Source organism: Bradyrhizobium barranii subsp. barranii, assembly GCF_017565645.3.
Lineage (GTDB): Bacteria > Pseudomonadota > Alphaproteobacteria > Rhizobiales > Xanthobacteraceae > Bradyrhizobium > Bradyrhizobium barranii.
In genome coordinates this window covers 8,884,680-8,901,774 of record NZ_CP086136.1, presented here as the reverse complement: position 1 = coordinate 8,901,774, position 17,095 = coordinate 8,884,680, and the positions used below count along the sequence as shown (strand labels likewise).

13 protein-coding genes and 4 pseudogenes are annotated in these 17,095 nt (G+C 59.5%); 7 read left to right on the top strand and 10 right to left on the bottom strand.

All coding sequences use genetic code 11. The features are described 5' to 3' along the window. Positions 1–763: 763 nt before the first annotated feature. From J4G43_RS43455 to J4G43_RS43445, 3 genes and pseudogenes are all read left to right on the top strand, one after another. Positions 764–949, top strand: a complete 186-nt coding sequence (locus J4G43_RS43455; RefSeq protein ID WP_076829490.1) for a hypothetical protein — start codon at positions 764–766, stop codon at positions 947–949. Positions 950–1,234: 285 nt separating this feature from the next. After that, positions 1,235–1,528, top strand: a complete 294-nt coding sequence (locus J4G43_RS43450) for a hypothetical protein (protein ID WP_321576300.1) — start codon at positions 1,235–1,237, stop codon at positions 1,526–1,528. 723 nt (positions 1,529–2,251) lie between these two features. Continuing rightward, positions 2,252–3,377, top strand: a pseudogene (locus J4G43_RS43445) (IS3-like element ISRj2 family transposase). A gap of 35 nt (positions 3,378–3,412) precedes the next feature. Here the strand turns inward: J4G43_RS43445 and tnpC are convergent. Next, positions 3,413–4,450 carry an IS66 family transposase gene (tnpC, locus tag J4G43_RS43440; protein WP_225005452.1) on the bottom strand — a complete coding sequence of 346 codons (1,038 nt, stop codon included), beginning with the start codon at positions 4,448–4,450 and terminating at the stop codon, positions 3,413–3,415. 507 nt (positions 4,451–4,957) lie between these two features. Here tnpC and J4G43_RS43435 point away from each other — a divergent pair. Beyond that, entirely contained in the window at positions 4,958–7,045 is a 2,088-nt protein-coding gene (locus tag J4G43_RS43435; RefSeq protein ID WP_208088595.1) for a recombinase family protein, read from the top strand. Here the strand turns inward: J4G43_RS43435 and tnpB are convergent. From tnpB to J4G43_RS43420, 4 genes and pseudogenes are all read right to left on the bottom strand, one after another. After that, positions 7,033–7,341, bottom strand: coding sequence for an IS66 family insertion sequence element accessory protein TnpB (gene tnpB, locus J4G43_RS43430; protein WP_060907863.1), 309 nt, complete (start codon positions 7,339–7,341; stop codon positions 7,033–7,035). The genes J4G43_RS43435 and tnpB overlap by 13 nt on opposite strands. Then, entirely contained in the window at positions 7,338–7,736 is a 399-nt protein-coding gene (locus tag J4G43_RS43425; protein WP_026192391.1) for a transposase, read from the bottom strand. The genes tnpB and J4G43_RS43425 overlap by 4 nt, the downstream gene beginning before the upstream one ends. Positions 7,737–7,968: 232 nt before the next feature. Beyond that, positions 7,969–8,112 (bottom strand): annotated as a pseudogene (locus tag J4G43_RS56520) (IS91 family transposase); the annotation flags it as partial. Positions 8,113–8,149: 37 nt separating this feature from the next. Beyond that, complete coding sequence (locus J4G43_RS43420; protein ID WP_225005829.1) at positions 8,150–10,822, bottom strand: DUF5695 domain-containing protein; 2,673 nt, start codon at positions 10,820–10,822, stop codon at positions 8,150–8,152. 460 nt (positions 10,823–11,282) lie between these two features. Here J4G43_RS43420 and J4G43_RS55770 point away from each other — a divergent pair. Then, a pseudogene (locus J4G43_RS55770) lies at positions 11,283–11,513 on the top strand (transposase); the annotation flags it as partial. Here J4G43_RS55770 and J4G43_RS43410 read toward each other — a convergent pair. Then, entirely contained in the window at positions 11,504–12,082 is a 579-nt protein-coding gene (locus tag J4G43_RS43410; protein ID WP_208089632.1) for a hypothetical protein, read from the bottom strand. The pseudogene J4G43_RS55770 and the gene J4G43_RS43410 overlap by 10 nt on opposite strands. A 47-nt stretch (positions 12,083–12,129) precedes the next feature. On the opposite strand from J4G43_RS43410, the gene J4G43_RS43405 reads away from it, so the two are divergent. Then, on the top strand, positions 12,130–12,693 hold the full coding sequence (locus J4G43_RS43405) for a hypothetical protein (RefSeq protein ID WP_208088593.1): 564 nt from the start codon (positions 12,130–12,132) through the stop codon (positions 12,691–12,693). A 17-nt stretch (positions 12,694–12,710) separates the two neighbouring features. Here the strand turns inward: J4G43_RS43405 and J4G43_RS43400 are convergent, their stop codons facing one another. From J4G43_RS43400 to J4G43_RS43385, 4 genes are all read right to left on the bottom strand, one after another. After that, a complete protein-coding gene (locus J4G43_RS43400) occupies positions 12,711–13,307 on the bottom strand; it encodes an anthranilate synthase component II (RefSeq protein ID WP_208088592.1) in 597 nt (198 codons plus the stop codon). Next, a complete protein-coding gene (gene pabB / locus J4G43_RS43395; RefSeq protein WP_208088591.1) occupies positions 13,304–14,698 on the bottom strand; it encodes an aminodeoxychorismate synthase component I in 1,395 nt (464 codons plus the stop codon). The genes J4G43_RS43400 and pabB overlap by 4 nt, the downstream gene beginning before the upstream one ends. Positions 14,699–14,851: 153 nt before the next feature. Beyond that, positions 14,852–15,169, bottom strand: coding sequence for a Dabb family protein (locus J4G43_RS43390; protein ID WP_011084888.1), 318 nt, complete (start codon positions 15,167–15,169; stop codon positions 14,852–14,854). Positions 15,170–15,304: 135 nt separating this feature from the next. Further along, a complete protein-coding gene (locus J4G43_RS43385; RefSeq protein WP_208088590.1) occupies positions 15,305–15,940 on the bottom strand; it encodes a GntR family transcriptional regulator in 636 nt (211 codons plus the stop codon). Between the two features lie 114 nt (positions 15,941–16,054). Here J4G43_RS43385 and bioB point away from each other — a divergent pair. Beyond that, a pseudogene (gene bioB / locus J4G43_RS43380) lies at positions 16,055–17,049 on the top strand (biotin synthase BioB). Positions 17,050–17,095: the final 46 nt, after the last annotated feature.

Here is a 17,095-nt window from a genome sequence, read left to right as displayed (position 1 = left end):
GGCATCCGGGTCAGATGCGGGAACAGGGCCAAGAACCCATGTGTTGGTTGGCGAAGGTAGCCGACGAGGGTCTCTGCCCGTCTTTAAGCGTTCTACCGCCTGTGGTGTCCTGATCGGCGGTGGACGCCAGTCGTGCTGGATTTTCAGCAAATTTCTTATCCCGAAAAGTTGGCATGATGATCTTGCACTGGAATTGAGGGCATCACTGGCAGTGGGCTGCACGCGGAGAACGAGCTCGACATATCAGCATTTTGGATGTGAGGTCGGCGCGCGTGAACTTCACCAATAACCTACCACTTCAGTCGAGGCCATCAAGCGGCGGCGCTCTTTGCGCGAGTTGAATACGTCAAGAAGCGAACTTGACAAAGAGCGCGTGATCAAAGCTGAGCGGGCCTTGTGATCATTCTCGTCAGCCACCTCTCTCTTAGCAATATCGCGGAGGCTGAAACACAACATCCTTCCGTTCTCTGTCCGCACCTCCTTAGTGGGATCCGTTCATCTCTATTGCGATTTGGCTCGCTTATTCGAGAGCGTGTTGGTTGTTTAGCTCCGCATATAAAGGCGTCGATTGGAATGCTATCAGAACGCGACGTGCGTATGAAGTTTACAATTGCGCAGCTGCAACAGTGCAGACACCTCGCTTCGGAAGACATGCCCAAGATTATACCTGGCGCGATTCCGTATAATATTTGTCTAATTTTTTACGGTCGTCGCGCCGAAAAAACTATGTTACAAGCCGCTCCCCTAAGAAGGAGCATTCATCGTGAAGAAAGCAACCAAGAAACGCGTTAAGCGGCGCGAATGGACGAAGGCAGATATCAAGGAGCTCAAAGTCCACTCGAAGGCCAGGACCCCCGTGATAAAAATAGCAAAGATGACCAAACGCAGTGTCGGTGCGCTTCGCCAGAAGGCCTTGAATCTTGGAATCGGACTCGGACATCAGCGATAGCTTGGGCCGCGCTTGTACTTGCACGGTAGGGCGGCTCGCAGGCCGCCCTCAGTGCCATAGAAGGTTCTGTAGCAAATTGGCTTTGCCGATCCGCGCTGAGGGGGTTTTTTGGATGGCGTTTCAATGTGGCGGTGGGCCTCCAGCATCCTCATTGATGGGCTTTGTTAGAAAGTGTTGGTCTCAAAGGTTATGTCCGGTCGTGATTCATAATCGGCATTGAACACATTGTTTTGCTCGTAGCCCTACCAAGGATCTTCCACATGAACGTTCGAGGAGATGCAAACCGTGACCGATCTGGTCGGTGCCGAGCTTTTGCTGGAACTCGGATATGAACAGGAACTGCTGCATGCCCAGAAAGCCGGAGTTCTAGACAGGGGACGGGAGGTAACTGAACTCTATCGCCGTATATTCCGCACCTGGTGGGATATGCGAAGTACCAATGCGGGAGGATTGCCCGGCTCATCTCACGCTGGAGAGCCGGTCCACACTGCTTTGAACATTTCGGAGAACCGAGACGTGGCTATCGAGATGTTGCGAGGGGAGGTCGCGCGGCTTGAGCAGATCCTCAGCATCTCCTAAGATGCTGAATGCTTGTGGCGATGGTGCCGTCTGGCAAACTTGCTTCCTTTTGGCCCCCGCTCGTCGGCGAACACCTTCGGCGTACGCCCGCACCTTCGCATCGCGAGGCAACTCTGTCACGAACATGCGCCATCCTGAGCTACGAAGCCCCGCCGCGTGTTCGGGTCATGCTTCGTTCCGCCTTTCCTGGTTGATCGCCATGAAGGCAGCCATGGGCGTAGCCGAAAAGGAAGCGGAGCTCATACTTAGCAAGCGACAAAGAGTGATCACTTGATGATCCGCTCTGGTCAACCGCTGGCGTGCTCGACCGCGCCCGTAGACCATGTCGGACGCGAGCTCGCATCAACGAGCCGGCCTGCAGAGGAGAGAGCAGAACAAGTACGAAGTGCGACTGTCGTCCAACCAGAGTGCCTCATCGGCGAGGTAGTTGTGCGCACCGAGCGCTGGGATGCCGGCAAATCCTGCTCGCCGCCCACGCGTTGGAACCGCCGTAAAGCCGCACGCTCACCGCCGCCACGATCGCTCGGTGAGACGTCCCGCGGCGAAGCGGCGTTAAGTAACTGAGATGCTGAAAGCCCAGGAATCGCTTCCAAGATAAATGCGCGCAACTTAATTGGACCTGGCTCGACGTACTCAGAGCTGGCCCCGCAAATTCGGACAGTAGCTTGAGTGGATTTTCTGCCTGACAGCGGCGAGGATTCTTGCTGCGAATCAGGAGCGAAGATGACGAAGAAGAGCCGCCGGACGCATTCTCCGGCATTCAAGGCGAAGGTTGCTTTGGCTGCGGTCAAAGGCGACAAGACACTGGCGGAGCTGGCGCGTTTGATGTTCATCCGAACCAGATCACGATCTGGAAAAACCAGCTCCTGGAAGGCGCCGCCGGCGTGTTTGGGCATGACAAGACATCGGCCGAGACGCCGGTCGATTTGAAGGCGTTACATGCCAAGATCGGCGAGCTGGCGTTGGAAAACGATTTTTTGTCCGGCGCGCTCACCAAGGCGGGCCTGCTGAGCGCAAAGCGATGATCGACCGCGATCATGATCTTTCTATCGTGCGCCAGGCGAAGGTCCTGAAGCTGGCTCGCAGCACGGTCTACTATGAACCTCGGCCAGTTTCGGCCGAGGACCTTGCCTTGATGCGTCGGCTCGATGAGCTGCATCTCGATTATCCCTTCGCGGGAGCGCGTATGCTGCGATCGTTGCTGCGGCGGGAGGGCGTATACGCCGGTCGCCGCCACATCGCGACGCTGATGAAGCGCATGGGGATCGAGGCGGTCTATCGTCGCCCGAACACGAGCAAGCCGGCTCCGGGTCACAAGATCTACCCGTACCTGTTGCGCGGATTGAAGATCGAGCGGCCCGACCATGCGTGGGCAATGGACATCACCTACATTCCGATGCGGCGTGGCTTCGTCTATCTCGCGGCGGTCGTCGATGTGTTCAGCCGACGGGTCCTGGCCCATCGCGTCTCGATCACAATGGAGGCGGCCTTCTGCGTCGAAGCGGTCCAGGAGGCGTTGGCGAAGCACGGCAGGCCCGAGATTTTCAACACGGATCAGGGCAGCCAGTTCACCAGCCTCGAGTTCACCGATGTGCTGCTGGACGCGAAGATCGCCATCAGCATGGACGGCAAGGGCGCCTGGCGCGACAACGTGTTTGTCGAGCGGCTCTGGCGCACGGTCAAATACGAAGAAGTATATCTCCGCGCCTACGACAGCGTGTCCGAGGCGCGAGCGTCAATTGCCAAGTATCTGGCCTTCTACAATCAGGGACGCCCTCACTCGAGCCTTGACGGGCGCACGCCCGACGAGGCTTACTTCGGCACGCAAGCTATGGTGATGGCCGCATGACCGTCGCCGACGGTTTTGTCGTCGCTCTGGTCGGGCTACGCCCTCCCGACGCAACGACAAAACCGTAAAGCCCCGCGTTCAGCATAACCCGGCAGGAATCCACTTAAATCCAGCGGGGCGCTGTCCAAACAACCGGGGCCAGCTCTGACCACGATTGGTGGATCAGCGCCGCCGTGGCCGCGATCGTCGCGCAGGACAGCCCACAGATAGCCGGTCTTCGTTCGGCCCCGGCCCGGATCGAGCACAGGCGCCCTGGTCTCGTCTATGAACAAGCGGCCCGATTGCTTCATCACGACGCTCATGCGCTCGACCAGCGGCGCGAGGTGGAAGGCGACCGTTCCCATCCAGTCTGCCAGAACGGCGCGATCGATGAAGATGCCATGCCGAGCCAGAACCTGCGACTGACGATAGAGTGGCATGTGCTCGCTGAACTTGGCGACCGCCACCTGCGCCAGCAGCGCCTCGGTGGGGATGCCACCCTCCACGAGATGGGCGGGCGCCGGCGCCTGAGCAACACCGGTGCAGCCCTTTGCGCAGGCGTAGCGCGGTCGCACCGTCTCGATCACACGATACTGGGCGGCCATGACATCGAGACGGCGGGAGCGATCCTCGCCGATCTGGACCATCCGGCCGCAGCCGCAGGGACACTCGAGGTTCTCGGGTTCGATCACCTGCTCGATGCGCGGCAGGTGCGCGGGAAAGGCACGGGCAGCGCGCCTGGTCCGGCGGCTGGACGGCGCCGTGCCGGCGCGGCGCGCACGATCGTCCTGGCGTTCCTGGACTTCGGCGATGGCAATCTCGATGTCCTCGAGAACCAGTTGCATCTGATCGGGATTGAACTTCTCCGAGCGTTTACCGAAACGTGCGCGCTCGTACTCCTTCACGAGCAGTTCGAGGCGTTCGACGCTCTCTTTGGACGCAGCCAGTTCACTCTCGACATGAAGGCGCGCCGAGCATTCATCGTCTGCGCGACGACGCTCGGCTTCAATCATCGCTTCCTGCGCGCGGAAGAGCGCGCGCAAATCGGCGGGCAGCGCTGCAAGACGGGCGGGATCAATGGGGGACGGCGGCACATCCGCAAGCTATCATCCCAAAGCCCCGCGCGAAACAGGTTGTCGGGTCTGAGTCAGTTCGCCGCAGCTGGCGTCGCGACAATCCGTTCGCCCACTCGCTTCCAGTTCAGCCCTTCAAACGAGGGGATTGAGGAATGTCCCTGATAGTGAGTCTGACGAATCATTTCCGGAGGTGGTCGAGGTTGGGGACCCCCACCATCCTTTGTGGGGGCGCTCATATCGAGTGATTAGGAAGATCGGTCAGCGAGGCCGAGGCATTCCCGCTTCGTATGAAGTTGAGTATCGCGCAGGAAGCAGTCTTCTGATTCAAGCAACCGCAATCGAATATTATGAGCAAGAGGCAAATCAGATTAAGCTGAGTATGGAGGCTCTACTCGAGCTTTTATCGACAGCGGATTGTCCCGACGCACATGAGCATGGATCCAGCCGATCTTTGGTCGACGCTGACGCCCGCGCTCCGACGCCAGATCGTCGAAGACGTCGCCGCAATTTTGGCGGAGATCCCTCATGAAGTCCGAGCTGGTCACACCAAGCCACTTGGCGCGCAAAGCCGTAGTCTACATCCGGCAGTCGACGCCCCATCAGGTCGTAAGCAATCAGGAGAGCCTGCGCCTTCAATACGCGCTTCGCCAGCGCGCCCGCGAACTCGGATGGCGTGAGGCGGACATCGACGTGATTGATGCCGATCTCGGGTTGAGCGGCGCGTCTATAGCACAGCGTAACGGCTTCAAGGAACTCGTTGGCCGTGTTGGCCTGAGTGAAGTGGGACTCATCCTGTCGATCGACGTGACCCGCTTGGCGCGTAATTGTACCGACTGGTATCCGCTCCTGGATATCTGTGGTCTACGTGGCTGCCTGATCGCCGACCGCGATGGTGTCTATGATCCGGGCACTCCCAACGGACGGTTGCTTCTCGGGCTGAAGGGTTCGATCTCCGAGCTTGAGCTACATACGATCCGCAGCCGGCTGACCGCCGGCCTGCTGGCCAAAGCCGAACGCGGCGAACTTGCGGTTATGCTGCCAATCGGGCTGATGCGGGACCCGAGCGGTGTGGTCGTTAAGGATCCCGACATGGCCGTGCAAGGGCGGCTCGGTCTCGTCTTCCAGTTATTCCTGCAGCTGCGCAGCGTTGCCAAGGTCATGCGAGCGTTGAACGAGCGTGACCTGGAACTGCCGCGTCGTGATCGATATGGCGATTTGTGCTGGACGCGCGCGACGCTGGCTGCCGTCGCGGCGATCTTGAAGAACCCCGCATACGCGGGCGCCTTTGTCTATGGACGAACCCGCTTCCGGCCGCCGAAGCGGGAGGGGGCCCTGCCACAAAAGGCTCCGCGGCCGATGGAGGAGTGGCGGATCGTCGTTAAAGATCGATATCCAGCCTATATCGACTGGCCAATTTATGAAAAAATCCGATCCGTCATCAGAGATAACCGAGCCGAATACATGCGCATCAAAACCCGCGGCGCGCCTCGCAATGGCGAGCTCCTGCTCCACGGCATTGCCTGGTGCGCACGATGTGGCCATAAGATGTACGTCCGCTACAAGGGCGGCGGCGAATATGTATGCAATCACCTGCGTACCCAGGAAGGTCAGCCAACCTGCCAACACATCCGCGCCGCCCATATCGATGCAGCCGTTGGCGACGCATTCCTAACCGCACTAGCGCCGGCCGAACTCGATGCCTTGTCGCGCTCCCGCCGGGTGCAGCAGCAGACGAACAATGCGCTACGCTCCAGTGCAGAACGAGAGCTCGAGCGCAAGCGATACACGGCGGCGCTCGCCGAACGGCAGTTCAACCGAGCTGATCCAGATAATCGGTTGGTCGCCTCGGAACTCGAGCGTCGATGGGAAGCGGCGCTAAACGACGTGCGCGCCGCCGAAGAGGCGCTTGCCCGACAGACGCCGCCCAAAGCCATCACACAAGTGGCCATAAGCAAGGAGCTCAACGACAAGGTCATCAGCCTCACCGGCCGCCTCCCGCAGATATGGGGTGACGAGACTATCTCGGATGCGCATCGCAAGGCGTTGTTGCGATGTCTCATCGAAAAGGTCGTTCTCGACCGCGGTGAGCGCGACTTGGCCCTGGCTAGGATCGTCTGGCGGGGAGGCGCCGTGACGGAGCTCGAAGTGAAGATGAGCGTCAACTCCGTCACCAGATTGACGCGAGGCACAGAGATGCGGGAACGCCTTCTGACGCTCGCTCGCGACGGCGTCCCAGACGACAAGATCGCCACAATCCTTACTCGGGAAGGTCACCGCTCTCCCCGTTGCGCCGATAAGGTGCTGCCTATCACCGTTGGGCGGCTCCGTCGTGCCGCCGCCATCAAGGTAACTGCCCAGCGCAGCCGATGGGAGCATGACGACTCATACCTCAGCCCGCCCGAACTGGCCCGAAGGCTCGAGATTCCAGTAAACTGGCTCTATGTTCAGATCCGAACCAAGCGTTTGCTAATTGATCGCCAGCCCAGCGGCGCCTATCTCTTCCCGAATACACCATCCGTTCTTCACGCCATCGGAGACCTTCGAAACCACGTCATCGCGCAACTTGATCTAAGAATCTGTCAGCCTAACAAGGAGGGGCATCAACATGGGTGATCGAACAGCGCTTCGAACTGCACGCGCGTCAGATGCATGACGCCGTCGCTGATCTGCGGCCACTCGAAACGACCATCGCGGCCAAGGCGCTTGTAGACCAAAACGAGGCCCGTGCCGTCCCATAGCAAAATCTTCAGCCGGTCGGCGCGCTTCGAACGAAAAACCACGATCAGGCCCGAATGCGGATCGAGCCCAAGCGTGTTTTGCACAAGACCGGCCAGCGCGTCGTGCCCGCACCGGAAGTCAACAGGACGCACAGCAAGCACAATCCGCAGTCCCTGCGCCGGAATGATCATGCGCCGCGCTCGATCGCAGTCACGATCTCCGCGATCCGCACCGCCGACACGTCCGCATCCAGGCGGACCGAAACCTTGCCAATCGTAATCTCGACGGGCCCCTCGCTCTTGCCTGACGCCACTGGATCGCTCAGCTCGATCGACACGAAATCCGCCGCGTCGTCCGTGACCAATGCGAGCCGGCCAGCACGCGCCAATCTGCGCCACGTCGTCAACTGCTGGGCCTTCACACCATAACGCCGTGCGACATCACATACCCGGGCGTCGGGCTTCATGCTCTCGAAAACAGCGCGCCCCTTGATCTCCGCAGACCATAACCGGCCTCCAGAACGCGTCCGGCGCGTAAGCTTCCCCACAAAGCCATCAGCTTCGGCTTCCTCCCCCGATTGTTCCATCGCCTTCAGTCTCCTCTCGGCTCTCTGACAAGCCAAGGATCGCAGAGCGAAAGCCGAAGCGAAACCAGTCAATCAAATGGGAGAAAAGCTCCGCTTACAGTTTAAGTTCTGTGATTCCTGGTGAACCGCGCGGACCTGTTTGCTGACGCGGAGATCGCCTTGCGCGGCCGTCGTCTCGTAGAGCGCGTATAGTTGGGCTAACGCAGCGCCGGTCAGGTCGTGGAGATCCGGCGCCTCCTCCGGCGAGAAAAGCGTCCACGGGCGCTGAACCCGAGGTATGCAGCACGGCGGTGATGCGGATACGTGCGCCGAGATGCTCGGGATTTGCCGGGATGATCGTCATCGGCTCGGAAGCCGCGTGGAACAGCAGGCCATAAGTGCCGATCGCACCCCATAATCGGCAACACTAGAGTCTAGCGAACCTGAACCCGCGGTAAGCGCGCCGCAGGCAAGCGGACGACGAGCTGGCTGTCCGTGATGTCGATGACTTCCTTGCGCTTTCTCCCGTCATCGTACCGCAATTCGAACGACACTCCCGATCCAGATGGGGCAAAGGGCTCAGGCGTAAGGCTGATCCACCCCGCCCCCAAATTCAGAATGATCGGTCGATCCGCCCGGAATCGCGCGTCGAGCAGCACCAAGTCCAATCGAAGAGACTGGAGCCGCACGTTGAGCCGTCGCCGCACGCCATCACGTGGCCAGATACGCAGGGTGTGAGCGAACGTCTCCATGATGCCACCGTGACAAACCTGCCCAAAGATGGGATCGTCGGCAACGATCGTCGCAGCAGCGCGGACCGCCCCACAAAATCCCAGGTCGATCTCGCACGAGTAATACCACGTTCCACGGTGATGCGGCTGACCGAGCCATGTGGTGCCGCTCGGCGCCGGCTCGAAGCCGCCACCGGCCGCGCCGTCATTCTCCTCGCCCGGATACCAATAGCCATGACCCGCCGACGCAGGGCCGCTGTTCAGCAAAGCCCACGCGCTGAGTTGTGAGGCATAGCCGAGACGAAGGAGCGGATGCGGGTCGTCTGCATCGTTCAGCGCATGATCAAGCAGCGCCCAGCCACCCATCTGCGCCATGTAAGTCAGCGTATAGGCGTCGCCCGCAGTGTGGCGATAATCGCTGCCCAGATAGTAATAAGCAGGTTCCAGCCAGCCACGGCAGAACAGATTTGCAGCGATCTGACGCTCCGAGAAGGCACGCGCCGCCGCCTTCGAAACCCCCATGGCGACAGGGTCGTCAAGGGCCGAGCGCGCCAGTGCCTGCGTTGATTCGAAGGCTGTGGAATCGAACGGATATTCAGACTTGAACAGGTCCGCCTTCGGATCGACGAAGGCGCGCACCTTACGCGCCCAGTGCGCCTCCAACGTCGCCGCCTCGCGCGTCAAGCCCGCCGTCGTGAGCGCCGAAACCAGTTCGGGGATCACACATTCGTTGTAGAAGCCGGTGCGGTAGGCAGACCACATCACCACGCGCATCGGCACCGTGAACATGGCCAGCGCCGTACCGTAGGCGCGTACCAAATAATCTCGTGCGCTCTGGCGGGTGGGTATCGCGGGATGGTCACGCGCGATGCGGTGCATGGCCAAATACATCGCGAAGATGTGCGGATAGTCATAAGGCCGCCAGATATGCAGGCGACCCTTCGGGCCGGGATCGCTGCTTTCCCTGTTCTGCTTCCAATCGGGTATGCCGTAGAGGCCGTAGGCGTATGCCTCCTGTGTGGTACGTTGCAGCCCGCCCCAGACGAACGTGTCTATATACCGATCCAGCGCCGCCACTTCCGCCACATCAGGATGCTCGGCATTCTTGGTCGCGAGGTAAGCGGGCTTGCTCAGCCCGGGATCATCACACGTCACCTCGTAGATGCGCCAACCCTTGATCCGGTCGTAATTGTCCGGGCCAAGCAGGACCTGCGTCTCCATATTCCACTCGCCAAACAAACCGTCGTACCATTTGGACGGGTCACGATGCTGCCGCTTCACGATGAAGGTTGCGCGCTTCTTCATCATCGTCTCGACGGGCTCGGTAGCGAAGAATTCAAGAAATGTCTGGCGCGCACCCGGCTGGTGCAGGGTCAGCCGGTTCTCGCCCAATCGCGAAAAGCGAACCCGCCACAGGCGCCTGCCAGCCCGATCCGGCAACCGTTGCACCACCGTGTCGCCGGTAAATTCCGCTTCGATTCGCTCCACCGGAATGGAGGACGCGAGCGCGATGTCGACATGCAGGTCATTGGGAACCGTCATGCCCGGCATCACTTCCACGTCCACCAGACCGGCGTCCGCGATAGCCCTGCGCGCCGCCTCGTAATTGGCAACCCATTGGAAGCGGAGACGGTAACGCCGTTGCTCGGCCGGCGACAGGGACAGGGAATGCGTCGGCTGTCGCCAGCGAGTCCCCGCCGCCACTGCCTCGCCGGCGGCCGCTCCGCCCAAGATGTAGGCGCACCACGTCCCACTGGCTTCGGCCGAATCCTTGTGGACATCCCAATATTCCAGTGACGTGTCCGCTTCCGGTAAGAGCATGAGGAAGGGGCCGGTGCTGTTGCCGCGAATCCAGAAGATGTGCGATCCATGCCCCGAGACGAAGCTGTGCTTCAAAACAGCCACCGATGCCGGTTGCCCTGCCGGAAATTCGGTGTTCATCGGCATGGGAAAATAGAGGTCGCCAACCTCCACGCTCGCCATGCCGTCGTTCCGCAGCATGATCTCCCACGTCAATCCAGCCTCGTCGACTGCGAGGCGGGTCGTGAGAAGGACGCCGGCATCGCGGGCTGCTAGTTCAAGGGCCGCGCTATGCATCGGCTTCGTTGCATCAACGCCGGTTCGAAGCGTATGCCACTCGGATCCGGCACGCCGAACTCTAGCGTGAGCCGTCCCCAGCACGGCTCCAGGCAGAACATAATCCGTGTCATACGCATCGTTACGATAACGCAAGGAGGTAACTTGTGTGCACCCAACGACGAAGGGAGAGTCGACCGCCTTCAACACCATGGCAACCTTGCGCTGCGGCCGATTGGGTGTAGGCAGCGTAACGCCCCCGAAAAACGCGCTACCCAAGAAGCTACTGCCCAACAGCATCGTACGACGCGTATACGTCCAGGCTTTAGACATGGCTTTAGACTTCGTCATCAACCGTATCCGGTATCGCTCCATACGGATGATCAAGGCGTGCCGTTTCCCGCCGTAAACGTCAACGCGACAAAGCGACATACGTTCTCAAGTACCCAGCGTTCGGTTGCCACCGCTTCGTCACCATCGGTCCTCACGGTGCCCTTGGACACCAGAGCTTGCTCGCAAGGAGGCCAAGCTGCTCTTGGGCCTAGTTGCCAATGGCAAAGACCCGGTCGATGACAAAGTTCACGGCGCGCCTGAGGCATTCGGCCGAGCGCCGCCCCTCGACATTGCGCGGCTTCCACTGCCTGCTCACTACTGCGTAGTCTTACTTAATCAGAGTGTCGCGGCTTTTACCGAGAAGATTCCTATTTTTGAGAAGACTCATCTCTTCGGCGTGCGGAGAGGCTGAGATGGGTCGGGTAAAATGGGGGACGTCGCGTCGAGGTTTTCGGCGTATGTTGAGGGTTTTACGAGCGTGATCGGGGACGGAGGCCGAGCCAAACCGCTTCGCGATTACTCCGCCGGTCTGATGATGCCTTGCGATCGCAAGAGTGTCGAGCCGATGGCCGCCATCACGGCTCCTGAACGGAGAGCAGCGCAACACCAGTCGTTGTTACATTTTGCCGGTCAAGGCGACTGGTTGGGTCAGCAAGTAAATTTTGTGATTTGTAGTGCGTCGGAAGGACTGGATGTAGGCCAGCTTGGGACATGAGGAACATTAATCGTGAGCTCCGCGCTCGCGAGGGCGCCATTCCGGCACCAGCGCGAGGCAGGCTGAGCGTCGACGACTTCTGTGCCCTCAAGGAAATCACCAAATATTGCCGATGCGGTTGCGGAGGCAGCGCGCGCTCTCTGCCGCGCAATCGTCTGATGCTTTGCGACGTCACCACGACTTTCACGAGATGGGCCTGCCGACATTTCGATGTCGTCGAAATCAACACTCTCTTGGGCCGAAATCTTCCGGACCTGGAAGCTCTCGCCGTTGCACAAGTGCAACGACATTTCGCTGCGATCGGCGAGGCAGACGAACGCTGGGTGGGCGATGGTATGCATCGCATCGAGGGCGAAGAGACTGAGATCTGTCCCTTCTGCGCTCAGGACCATGCGAATTCGCCGCGCATCGAGCACTACCGCGCGTACTTCAGTGAGGGCTAAAGACGGCGGAGCAGAGCAATATTGTTGAAAGATACAAAAAGAGAAGGAAGGTTTATCGCGAAATGACAAGAACGCGTAGTCAAATAGCGGACCAAAGTAATGTGTTTAGTGAATGAGTGAAGGACTTGATTCCCTTTCCAGAAAGAACAAATGTTGCCGAGAAAATACAAGAGATTCTAACAAGCGCGGCGAACCGGGCGCCGGAGGAGCCTATTTTTGACGAATATCGAAACGTTTGCGAGGCGCCGCCGGCGCACGAAGTCGTGCCTCGCGCGCTTTGCTTGTCACCTGAGCATAGGGACGTCCTTTTATGGATCCAATCAGGGCAGCAGAAGACAGCCGATGAAATTGCCGAGCTCAATCGCAACGTCGATGCGCAGCAAGCCGAGCTAAGGCGGATCTCGGATCAGATCGCAACCCTGACCCAAAGAATCGAGGGGCTGCAGAATCCGGCGCCTGTTGCTTCTCCTGCTCCTGCTGCTTCTTTGCCCCCCGCGCGCACCACATCCAAGCCGGCCAAGAGAGACGTCCGGCCCTCGAAACCGCAGGGGCTGGTTTCCGTCGGAGGCGGGCCGCTGACTGCAGAGCCAAGCACGGAACAGCGCGGATTACCACAAAATGCCTGCCATATGAGGCTTCGCCTTCCAACCACGTCGAAAACCGACGGTCCACCATCTTGATTGGCAGGCCGAGCCTCTCATTGCTCCGCGCGGTTTCGGAAATCCTCTGCGAGTCGCAAGAAGTTCTTAAGCAGGACGTGCCCCTGTGAGGTAAGTATCGACTCGGGATGGAACTGGACCCCATAGGTGGGATAATAGCCGTGCGTGAGGGCCATGATCTCGCCTTCCTCCGAACGCGCTGTCACTACGAGGTTCTGCGCACATGACTGATCAAGCGCGACGATAAGAGAATGGTAGCGTCCGACGTCAAGCGGGGTTGGCAGTCCCTTGAATAACCCTCGGCCGTCATGCGCAACGTATGAGCGCCGACCGTGCATGGGCCGACGCGCACGCGCCACCCGTCCTCCGAAAACGCTTGCAATACACTGATGTCCAAGGCAGATGCCGAGAATTGGTACGCGTCCTGAAAGTTCGCGAACCACTGCTGTCGATATTCCTGCCTCAGTTGGGGTGCAGGGGCCGGGCGATATGACCACCGCGCGCGGGTTGAGACCAACGAGCTCGCTGATGCTGATAGCGTCGTTTCGGATCACTTCCGTTGCTTCACTGAGCTTGTGGAAATAGCGGGCAATATTGAACACGAAGGAATCGTAATTATCGACGATGACAATCAAAATGCACCAGCTGGTTCAGAACCAAATGCATCAAAGATTCGCTCTGCCTTGGTGAGCGTTTCCTCGTATTCGGCCTCGGGCTTCGACAGGGCCGTTATACCGCTGCCCGCATGAAACACAGCCAGGTCGCCGTCGATCGTGACAGTGCGGATCGCAATACTGGTGTCCATGTGCCCGTTGAAGCCGATGAAGCCGATCGCCCCACAATAGACCTCTCGCGCTATGCGCTCGATTTCTGTAATAATTTCCATCGACCGCGGCTTTGGCGCTCCCGTAATGGAGCCGCCGGGAAAGCAAGCGCGGAGCAGGCTAACGGCGTCTTCGTCTCCGGCAAGTTTCCCCGTAACGATCGACACGAGATGGTGCACCGAGGCATAGGACTCGAGATTGCATAGGGCCGGAACCCCGACCGAATGCGCAGTGCAAACGCGTGACAGATCGTTACGCAAAAGGTCGACAATCATCGTGTTCTCGGCCTGATCCTTTTCGGAAGCGAGGAGAGCAGCCGCACGGCGGTGGTCTTCATTGGGATCAGGCGAACGCGCTATCGTGCCCTTGATGGGGCGTGTCTCGACTTGTCGCCCCTCAAGTTTCAGGAATCGTTCCGGCGAACTTGATGCGATGGTCAGCTTTCCCCATCGCAGCAGGGCCGCAAAAGGCGCCGGATTCAATGATCGTAGCTGGCAATAGAAGGCGAGCGGATCAAACGAGGTCGACAGGCGGGTGCTGAAACGCTGCGCAATATTCGTCTCGAACACGTCACCCGCGAGAATCAAGTCGATCACGCGTTGTACCGCCGCAATGTAGCCGTCGCGGCTGAAGTTCGAGCGCCACGCGCCCGCTTTGCTGGGACAACCCTTCTGTGGCGCCTTTGGACCGGCAAGCAATGCTGCAAACTCGTCGGCTCGACGAAGCGCTCGTTCGCTCCGTCGCACGCGATCCTGCTCCGGCCATCCGGTCGAGACGATCCAGCATTTGTTATCCCGGTGGTCGAAGCTGATGACCACGTCATAGAAATGCAGGATGGATTGGGGCAAACCCAGACCGGCAATTGGCGGGGCAGACAATCGCTCCAATGTCCTGTTCATGTCGTAGGCAAGGTAGCCTGCCGCTCCTCCCTGGAATGGCGGGAGATCGGGACGATGCTCTTGCGGGTACTTCGCGAGTAGCGTGCGAAGGACCTTCCATGGATCGGCCTCGAGAGTCAGTCCGTTCCAACTGGCTTGGCCGTTCGCGACCCTGTAGGTGCTGAAGGGGTCGCACGTTAGATATGAGTAGCGCCCAAGCAGCTCGTGCCTTGCTGCGCTATCGAGAAACGTGAGATGCGATCGATGCCCAAGACGTCGCATCGCTGTGACAGGTTCAACCCACTGCAACTCGCGAACGTACATCGGGTTATCGGTCACAGGCGGCTGACGTCGTGAAAGTGCCGTTCCATCTGTTGCCCCACCGATGAGAATGACTCTTATCTGTGCTGGGCCGAAACATGAGGCCCATTGCCAAGTTACGCCGGCGGCGGACTTTTTGCTGCGACAGCACCAGGATCATCCTGCCGTGGAGGCGAAAGGGGTATCTGTTGATACATCGTAGTCGGCCGCGAACCGCAGCTCGCGGAGCGGTCGGACCCGTTTAATCGATTCCTGGTAGAGATCGTGCGCTTTGTACGCTGCGAGCTCTGTCTCGCTGTCGAACTCACCATAGACCACGATGTCGATATCGTTGCCGAGCTGATCGGTCTTGCGGTTACGGGCAACCTCAAGCCGGCGCGCATGCGGTATCGTGCTGAGAAGCGAAAGACCTTCGATGATCTGGTGGATATGCGCCTCGTCCTTGGCGCTGAAGAAAACGATGTGACGAATCATGGCCGTCCGTGGAGATGTCGCTAGCGGGTGCCATAACTATCTGGGAATAGATTCGGTTGCAATGAGGCTAGTCGCTTGCCGCATGATCGTCGCTTGCAACCGTCGGCGATCTGCAATGGAGCTTGCCAGATTTGCTCAGGACGCCGGAAGGGCAAGTCGCTCAATGGTTTGAATGTGCCGCGTGAGCAGGTTACAGGCGTGATCGACGTTGCGCGTTCGCAGGGCTTGCAGAATCAGGCGGTGATCTTGATTGGAGCGCGGTCGCCAGCCCACCGATCGCGCCATCGCGAACACCAATCGAGAATTGGCAAGCTGCAATCCATCGAGGCTCGCGAGCAGACGCGGCATTCCGCACGGCGCGACCAAGGCTTGGTGAAAGGCGCGGTTGGCCATCTCAAACTCCTCGATCGTCTTTGCATTGTCTCCTTCGATTAGGGCGAGCTCGATTTGAGCCAAATGAGCTGTTGTCAGTCTTGGCCCCGAATGGCGCAATGCCACCACCTCGAGCGCGGCGCGCATTTCGGCGATCTCCTTCACTGAATGGGTATCGAGCGGGGCAACCCGAACACCGCGACGCGGCACAGCGACAACAAGATGTTGTGCCTGCAGGTGCCGAAAGGCCTCGCGCACGGGGACGTGGCTGGAATTGAATTCTCGTGCAACGTGATCCTGACGGAGTGGTGCGCCTGGCGCTAAGGCGCCGCTGATAATGCGCTCAGCGATTGAGCCCGCGATGCGCGCGACCATCGTCATGTTGTCAGCAGTGATCATAGATTATCTACCGCAATAATCGGTGCATTTGCGAGGCAGCTCGATTAGCATCTCTTCGAGGGCGATGACTATAGATAATTCACGCGATTATCTACAATTGAGCGAGATTGGGTTATGGATGCTGCTGTGCAAGTCCAACGAAAGAAAGCTAGCAACGGGGCGCAGGTTCGTAATCATTGGAACGTCGAAGAGGCTAAGGCGCTCTACGACCTTCCTTTTGCCGACCTGATGCTTCAGGCGCAGCGCGCTCATCGCAAGAACTTCGATCCAAACCACGTCGAAACTGCGAGCCTGCTCAGCATCAAGACCGGCGGCTGTCCGGAGGACTGCGGCTACTGCTCGCAAAGCGCGCATTACGCGACCGGCCTGAAAGCGACCCGTCTGATGCGTTGCGCCGATGTGGTTGCGACCGCACAGCGCGCGAAGGATGCCGGCGCTACGCGCTTCTGCATGGCCGCGGCCTGGCGCACGCCAAAAGATCGCGATCTTGATTCCGTCTGCGACATGGTCAACGCGGTCAAAGGTCTCGGCATGGAAACGTGTGTCACGCTCGGCACGCTGACACCGAAGCATGCCGCGCGCCTCGCCGAGGCCGGCCTTGACTTCTACAATCACAACGTCGACACATCGCCCGAGTTTTACAGCAAGATCATCACCACCCGCAGCCTCCAGGACCGCATCGATACGCTGGCGCATGTGCGCGATGCCGGCATCAAGATCTGTTGCGGCGGGATTATCGGCATGGGCGAGCGCGTCGAGGACCGCCTAGGTATGCTCGTGTTGCTCGCCAATCTTCCCAACTATCCCGAAAGCGTGCCGATCAACCTGTGGAACAAGATTGAGGGCGTACCGGTGGAAGACATCGCGGAGCCTCCCGATCCGATCGCGCTGGTCCGGCTGCTGGCGACCGCGCGGGTCATGATGCCGAGGAGTGTGGTTCGCTTGTCCGCCGGGCGGCAATACATGACCGATGAATTGCAGGCGCTTTGCTTCTTGGCCGCGCAAATTCAATCTTCGTCGGCGACGTGCTCTTGACCACCAATAACCCGAAAGTTGATCGCGACGCGGATCTGCTGGCCCGGCTCGGCATCACGTCCGGGCTCGCCTGACGGAAGCAGCGCGCCCAATATGTTGCCCCTACACCAGCCTAGGTGA

Bases quoted from the DNA above. Each gene is read 5' to 3' on its own strand.
- J4G43_RS43435 (WP_208088595.1), top strand. From the start codon at position 4,958: ATGAAGTCCGAGCTGGTCACACCAAGCCACTTGGCGCGCAAAGCCGTA.
- J4G43_RS43385 (WP_208088590.1), bottom strand. From the start codon at position 15,940: ATGATCACTGCTGACAACATGACGATGGTCGCGCGCATCGCGGGCTCA.
- pabB (WP_208088591.1), bottom strand. From the start codon at position 14,698: ATGTACGTTCGCGAGTTGCAGTGGGTTGAACCTGTCACAGCGATGCGA.
- J4G43_RS43390 (WP_011084888.1), bottom strand. From the start codon at position 15,169: ATGATTCGTCACATCGTTTTCTTCAGCGCCAAGGACGAGGCGCATATC.
- tnpB (WP_060907863.1), bottom strand. From the start codon at position 7,341: ATGATCATTCCGGCGCAGGGACTGCGGATTGTGCTTGCTGTGCGTCCT.
- J4G43_RS43420 (WP_225005829.1), bottom strand. From the start codon at position 10,822: ATGCTGTTGGGCAGTAGCTTCTTGGGTAGCGCGTTTTTCGGGGGCGTT.
- J4G43_RS43425 (WP_026192391.1), bottom strand. From the start codon at position 7,736: ATGGAACAATCGGGGGAGGAAGCCGAAGCTGATGGCTTTGTGGGGAAG.